Genomic DNA, 4,727 nt, shown 5'->3' with positions numbered 1-4,727 from the left:
GGATTCTGATCTGCTTCGAGCGATCATCCGCAACGATGACAATCTGAGCTACGGCAATATCATCAACGTCGTAACCGGAGAAGATGAAGCCATCACAGCGCTCTCCGATGATGGGATCGACGAACTCAGCCAGATGCTCGCCGACGCCCGCCGTTCAGCCAACAAATGGCACGACTTCCTTGAAACCTTCGTCGACGACGAAGAACTCGTTGCCTGCATCAAGGCAAAGCCCCTGCGGTAACAATCGGACGGTTACGAGCCACATCATCATCATGACATCGGGTCAGCGACCGACACGCTTTTATGACGATCAAGGGTCCCCTTGAGCGTTCGAAGTTCGTCCTCCACCCTGATCACCGCCCCTCGCCTGCCCCTCATATCCCGCTCGCGATCCGGCAACAACGTGGCCCACCGAGGTCCAGCAGGCATCAGAATGCCGCAGCCCATCATTTGCACTTTCAGGACGGCGGCACTCGCGTCGGAGAGCTTCGTATTTCCAGTTTAGAAGCAGCGATAGGGACGGAAGCAGCCGCGGCCCCGGTGGGCTTTCAAGAACTTGCTCAGAAATTTGCCCTTGCCATAGGGCGACGGCTCGCGTGTGCCAGGATCAGCCAGACACGTACCACGTTCCAACGATGCCGAGAGCGATGAAGACCCCCCACGAAGGTAAGGCTTCGCCTAGAATATATTTTGTGCCGGCCCGCCCGAAGCCGTGCGTTGTCATCATCAAGATCAAACTCAGCGTCAAAAAAACCCATAGGACGCTGGCAGTCCAGCGACCGCGGCGAGTTGCGAGATATCCCGGCTGATTCTTGAGCGGTTGTCTCAAATTCCGCGCCACGTAAATGAAACCCGAGATCAGGTATGCGGCTATCCATATCAAAGCGGTCGCCATCGCTGGTCCTTTGGTAAATGTAATTCGCTACCGCATGTGTATCATAGATAAACCCTGCAGATGTGGTCATGATAACCTTGCCTTCCGTGCGGTAGCGTACATTGAAACGCCGAATTTTCGTCGTAATCTAATCCCCGCACACGTGGGCCCATGAGGTAAGGGCCGGAGCTATAGGGAGGACTACCAGATGCCTATGAGTACCGCTCTGGCGGAAGCCGGAATCTTGCGCGCCGAGGAAATTGCCATGCTCAGCCATATCTATGAGGAAATCACCACTTCGCCCCGCTATCTCGGGGACAAGCCCACCCGCGAGGCGCTCGCCAGGAAAATTCTCCGGTTATACGAGTCGGGGGTGATCGACCCGAACGAGATCAAACGATACTGCTCGACGTAACGGCAAAGCACCCCCCGCAATCGGAACGGCAAGTCATCTCTCGAACACATCTCCGGCGTCAGCCTTGTCTCGCACGCCCTTAAACGATGCGTGCCGAAGCTTGCCGTAATAGGTTCAGGCGCGGAATTCGCGGACGGGTCGGCCCTATGTTGATTGAACGACTATCAACGCAAGCTCGAAAGCAATCCACGATATAACGACCAGCGCGACCTTAAGGCTATAAGGGCGCGTCTGTCCGTTGTCGCTACCGGTAATCACCAACACCGGGAGAATGACAATCGCAAACAGCGCAACACCAAACATCCAGGGAACCGGATTTTTGCCTTTTCCGCTCGCAATGACATACCCCAAAGAACCAAGCGCAATCAAACCCCCGACGAACGAGGCAATATCATACGGGCTTTCCATGGTTTCCCTCTTTCGCCATTCTGGCATTGCGCCAGAAATGGATTAAGATTGGCTGAGTAGGAGAATGAGGGAGGTTGAAATGCCGTTTACTGGGCTGGTGATGCTGCCTCAGGAGATGGAAGTCGTGCTAGATGTCTTCAAGGCGGTGGTTGGTGAGTCCTGGTTTCACCGGACAACATCCAACGGAGAAGGAATTTGCGGAATTCGTGCTTCGTGCCTATCGCACAAGCATAACGGATAGACCGACTGCTGGTCTATTGCCATGAAGCCGCTGCGCTGCGCCCGGAAATTTGAGGCGGGTAGCGGCATATGAGCCAACAACACCGAAAAGAAAGCCCACCGCTCTCGGGGAATAGCGGTGGGCTTTGACGCTCGGCACTCTGGAGGGGCGCGRGGCCGAGCTCAACTTGGGCAAACAACGTTCGCCAATTTTCAAGGTTCCATCAATGGGTAAATTGGCCGATATCCCTGAGCAAGTGCCGCGCCGCCAGGGGACCGACTTGTGGCAAAGCGGAGGAACAGAGGCCCACCGCAAAGGGGCTCACGGTGGGCCTCGTACACGGCTCGGAGGCGAATACCTTAAGGGGAACAAACGGTAAGCCGAGCCTGGCGTCCGAGGAACAACGCCGGTTGAACTTGAGCGTTCCGGCACCGTCAGATACCGTACAAAACTAGGAATGCCTGCGACGATTTTGCAATTGGAGCTGCGCAGATGCTTCAGAGAGACCCAAAACAGATGCTGACGGATATGAAATGATCGGGACGTTGATCATCTGCGCACACTTGGCCGTGGTCGACGGCGACACGCTGAAATGCGACGGGCAGCTTTTGCGGCTGCTGGGTGAAGGCACGCCGTTCGTGAGCGGGATCGACGCCCCGGAATTGCGCACCTGGAAATGTCAAAAAGAACGGAAATTGGCGCACCTAGCGCGCATGCGGCTCAAGGATCTGGTGACCGGTCAGACGCTGAAAATCGTCTCTAGGGGCAAGGACGCCACGCCGAAACACCGACCGCTGGTGAATGTCTATCTGCCGAACGGCAAGGAAGTCGGCCAGGTCCTGCTTCGGGAAGGATTTGCCCGGCCGTGGCGCCCACATCACAAAATCGACTGGTGCGACTGATTTGCGGTGGCGTGGCGGCAGAAGCATGTGGGTCGTCATGACGCTTCTCGACCTTGTGCCGGCGGGCGTGGGAGCGACGAATTACCCATGCAGCGGGAAGAAGGGTGGCGTCGATCATTGCCAGGGCAGCACCTTCATCTGCAACGACGGGTCGGTGAGCGCCAGCAAGAAGAATTGCTCTGCTTCGACCGGGGCTGTCGGCCTTTTGCCGTCGCGGGAAATGCAGCCGACAGCGGGCAAGGACTGTTCCTGCGATTCGGGGAAATATTGCATTGGTCCTCGAGGTGGGCATTTTTGCTACGAGACCGATGGACGGAAAAGCTACTTGAGAAAATAGAGGTCAGGTAGCCGCCGCATCGTTGCCGGGATTTGGCAACGCAGGTTTGAGTTTTGCATGTGTTCGCCTAGGCACCCCTGTCCGCAGAAGAGCAGTCGTTGAGTCTCAGCGTGCGTTAAGTTTTTTGCCTGAAGGCGGCGTGTCTTTCGAGCCGCCTGTTGCCATTGGAACCCAGTCGACGATTTGGTCTTCCACAAGCGTGACCATCTCCGCCGCAAATTGCCGACAGCGTTCCAGTTCCTCGTCTCCCTCACGCGGAACGTCTTGCACGAAGAGGCAAAGTTTTGCCCATAAACGCGCTTGTGTGACGCGGTCGATTGGGTAGAGCCGTTCTGGCTTCGATGACAAAAAGAGCGTGTTGATCGCGCCAGCGGCTGCGCTGACTGCTACTATCGCGATACCAAAGCCTATTCGATACTCGGTCGCCTCAACAAGCGCCGAAACCGCTCCGCCAGCACCAGTCAAAGTTACCAAAGAGGTAACAAGGGGCTGAAAAAAGACAGCGGCCAAACGATTAAAGTCTGCAAACGCCTGAGATCTGTCGACCAGTTGCTGGCCCCAGGCCGCGTAGTTCTCGCAGTTGATGTCTCTTGGCAAGGGCGGCAGATTGTCCGAATTCCTGAAAAGCCGCACGATAGTCTCCCCCCGGATATTCATCACAAGGGTAATACAGGAGAGAGAAAAAATGCAACCTAAATTACATCACCAAAAAAGTCTCGCGCGCTGACGACATTCGGTGCCTCCCGGGCCAGGGTAGCCGTGCCTGAGAAACACCGGCTACTCATAATCACTGGCATGCTGATCGCGCTGGCCRCCCTTTCGTTTGGCGACGCGTCCGAGGTTCAACTCGACGCGCTTGCGGAGAGAATTGCCGTTCGAACGATACTGACATCGCATCGACGAAGCCGATCCGAACTAGAGCCCGATGGCTGGGTAGATGTATCTGTGCGGAAAGGTCATTGGTGCATTCAGCGAGATCAAGCTTCTGCCGCGCGGCGATAGCAGGTTAGGTTACGAAGTAAGGTTATCTTTCGAATGATCTTGCCGATCTTCGAACAGATGCGCATCTATGTGTTGCCGGGCGTGATGCTCGTTACCCTCGAAAATCAGACAGTCCCCTGTCGTCACTCGTTGACCGCCCGGCACCCCAAATCAGARCAAGTGCGTTCGTGGACCCGGGCAACATGGCGACGTACCGGACAAGCCCTTGTGGAACTTGCGATTCCTGACATCATTGTCATGTCAGGAGCATGTCCATGAACCCGCCAAGACGCTTGATGCCTTACGAAGACCGCTTGCTTGATTGCGAGGAGGCGCTCGAAGATGACTTTCTTGTCYTGGTGGACAAGGCCTGCGACCACGGCTGGATCGCGGCTGAAATCGCAGTCGCCATTACCAGTCTGGCCGACAACCTCATCCTGAAGCTGGCCGCCGAAGATGAAACGTCGATGCAGATCCTTGGTGCGAAACTCAAGCGGCCTTAGGGACGCTCTCCAGCCGGACAAGCTCGTCGTCTGGCAATGGTCTCTGAAGGTGCTTCACGTCACTCCAGGGTTTCGTCAGCCATAGGT

7 protein-coding genes are annotated in these 4,727 nt (G+C 56.1%); 4 read left to right on the top strand and 3 right to left on the bottom strand.

Annotated features, from left to right (window positions below; translation table 11 throughout):
- Both AC1D06_RS41830 and AC1D06_RS41825 read left to right on the top strand, forming a co-directional pair.
- Nucleotides 1-241, top strand: a 241-nt coding sequence (locus AC1D06_RS41830; RefSeq protein WP_477991388.1) for a hypothetical protein, incomplete at its 5' end; no start/stop codon positions are given.
- 841 nt (nt 242-1,082) lie between these two features.
- A complete protein-coding gene (locus AC1D06_RS41825) occupies nt 1,083-1,289 on the top strand; it encodes a hypothetical protein (protein ID WP_477877218.1) in 207 nt (68 codons plus the stop codon).
- Between the two features lie 144 nt (nt 1,290-1,433).
- Here the strand turns inward: AC1D06_RS41825 and AC1D06_RS41820 are convergent, their stop codons facing one another.
- Nucleotides 1,434-1,697, bottom strand: coding sequence for a hypothetical protein (locus AC1D06_RS41820; RefSeq protein ID WP_477991387.1), 264 nt, complete (start codon nt 1,695-1,697; stop codon nt 1,434-1,436).
- Between the two features lie 789 nt (nt 1,698-2,486).
- Here AC1D06_RS41820 and AC1D06_RS41815 point away from each other — a divergent pair.
- Nucleotides 2,487-2,819 carry a thermonuclease family protein gene (locus tag AC1D06_RS41815; RefSeq protein WP_477991385.1) on the top strand — a complete coding sequence of 111 codons (333 nt, stop codon included), beginning with the start codon at nt 2,487-2,489 and terminating at the stop codon, nt 2,817-2,819.
- A 114-nt stretch (nt 2,820-2,933) separates the two neighbouring features.
- Here the strand turns inward: AC1D06_RS41815 and AC1D06_RS41810 are convergent, their stop codons facing one another.
- Both AC1D06_RS41810 and AC1D06_RS41805 read right to left on the bottom strand, forming a co-directional pair.
- Nucleotides 2,934-3,092 (bottom strand): hypothetical protein, encoded by a 159-nt coding sequence (locus AC1D06_RS41810; RefSeq protein ID WP_477991383.1) that lies wholly within the window; start codon nt 3,090-3,092, stop codon nt 2,934-2,936.
- A 169-nt stretch (nt 3,093-3,261) separates the two neighbouring features.
- Complete coding sequence (locus tag AC1D06_RS41805) at nt 3,262-3,789, bottom strand: hypothetical protein (protein ID WP_477991381.1); 528 nt, start codon at nt 3,787-3,789, stop codon at nt 3,262-3,264.
- Nucleotides 3,790-4,412: 623 nt separating this feature from the next.
- Here AC1D06_RS41805 and AC1D06_RS41800 point away from each other — a divergent pair.
- Entirely contained in the window at nt 4,413-4,640 is a 228-nt protein-coding gene (locus AC1D06_RS41800) for a hypothetical protein (RefSeq protein WP_477991379.1), read from the top strand.
- Nucleotides 4,641-4,727 lie beyond the last annotated feature (87 nt).

The organism is Rhizobium sp. P2_G2 (assembly GCF_056403555.1).
Note: the sequence above shows the minus strand (reverse complement) of the source record. Positions and strands in the feature narration are given on the sequence as shown.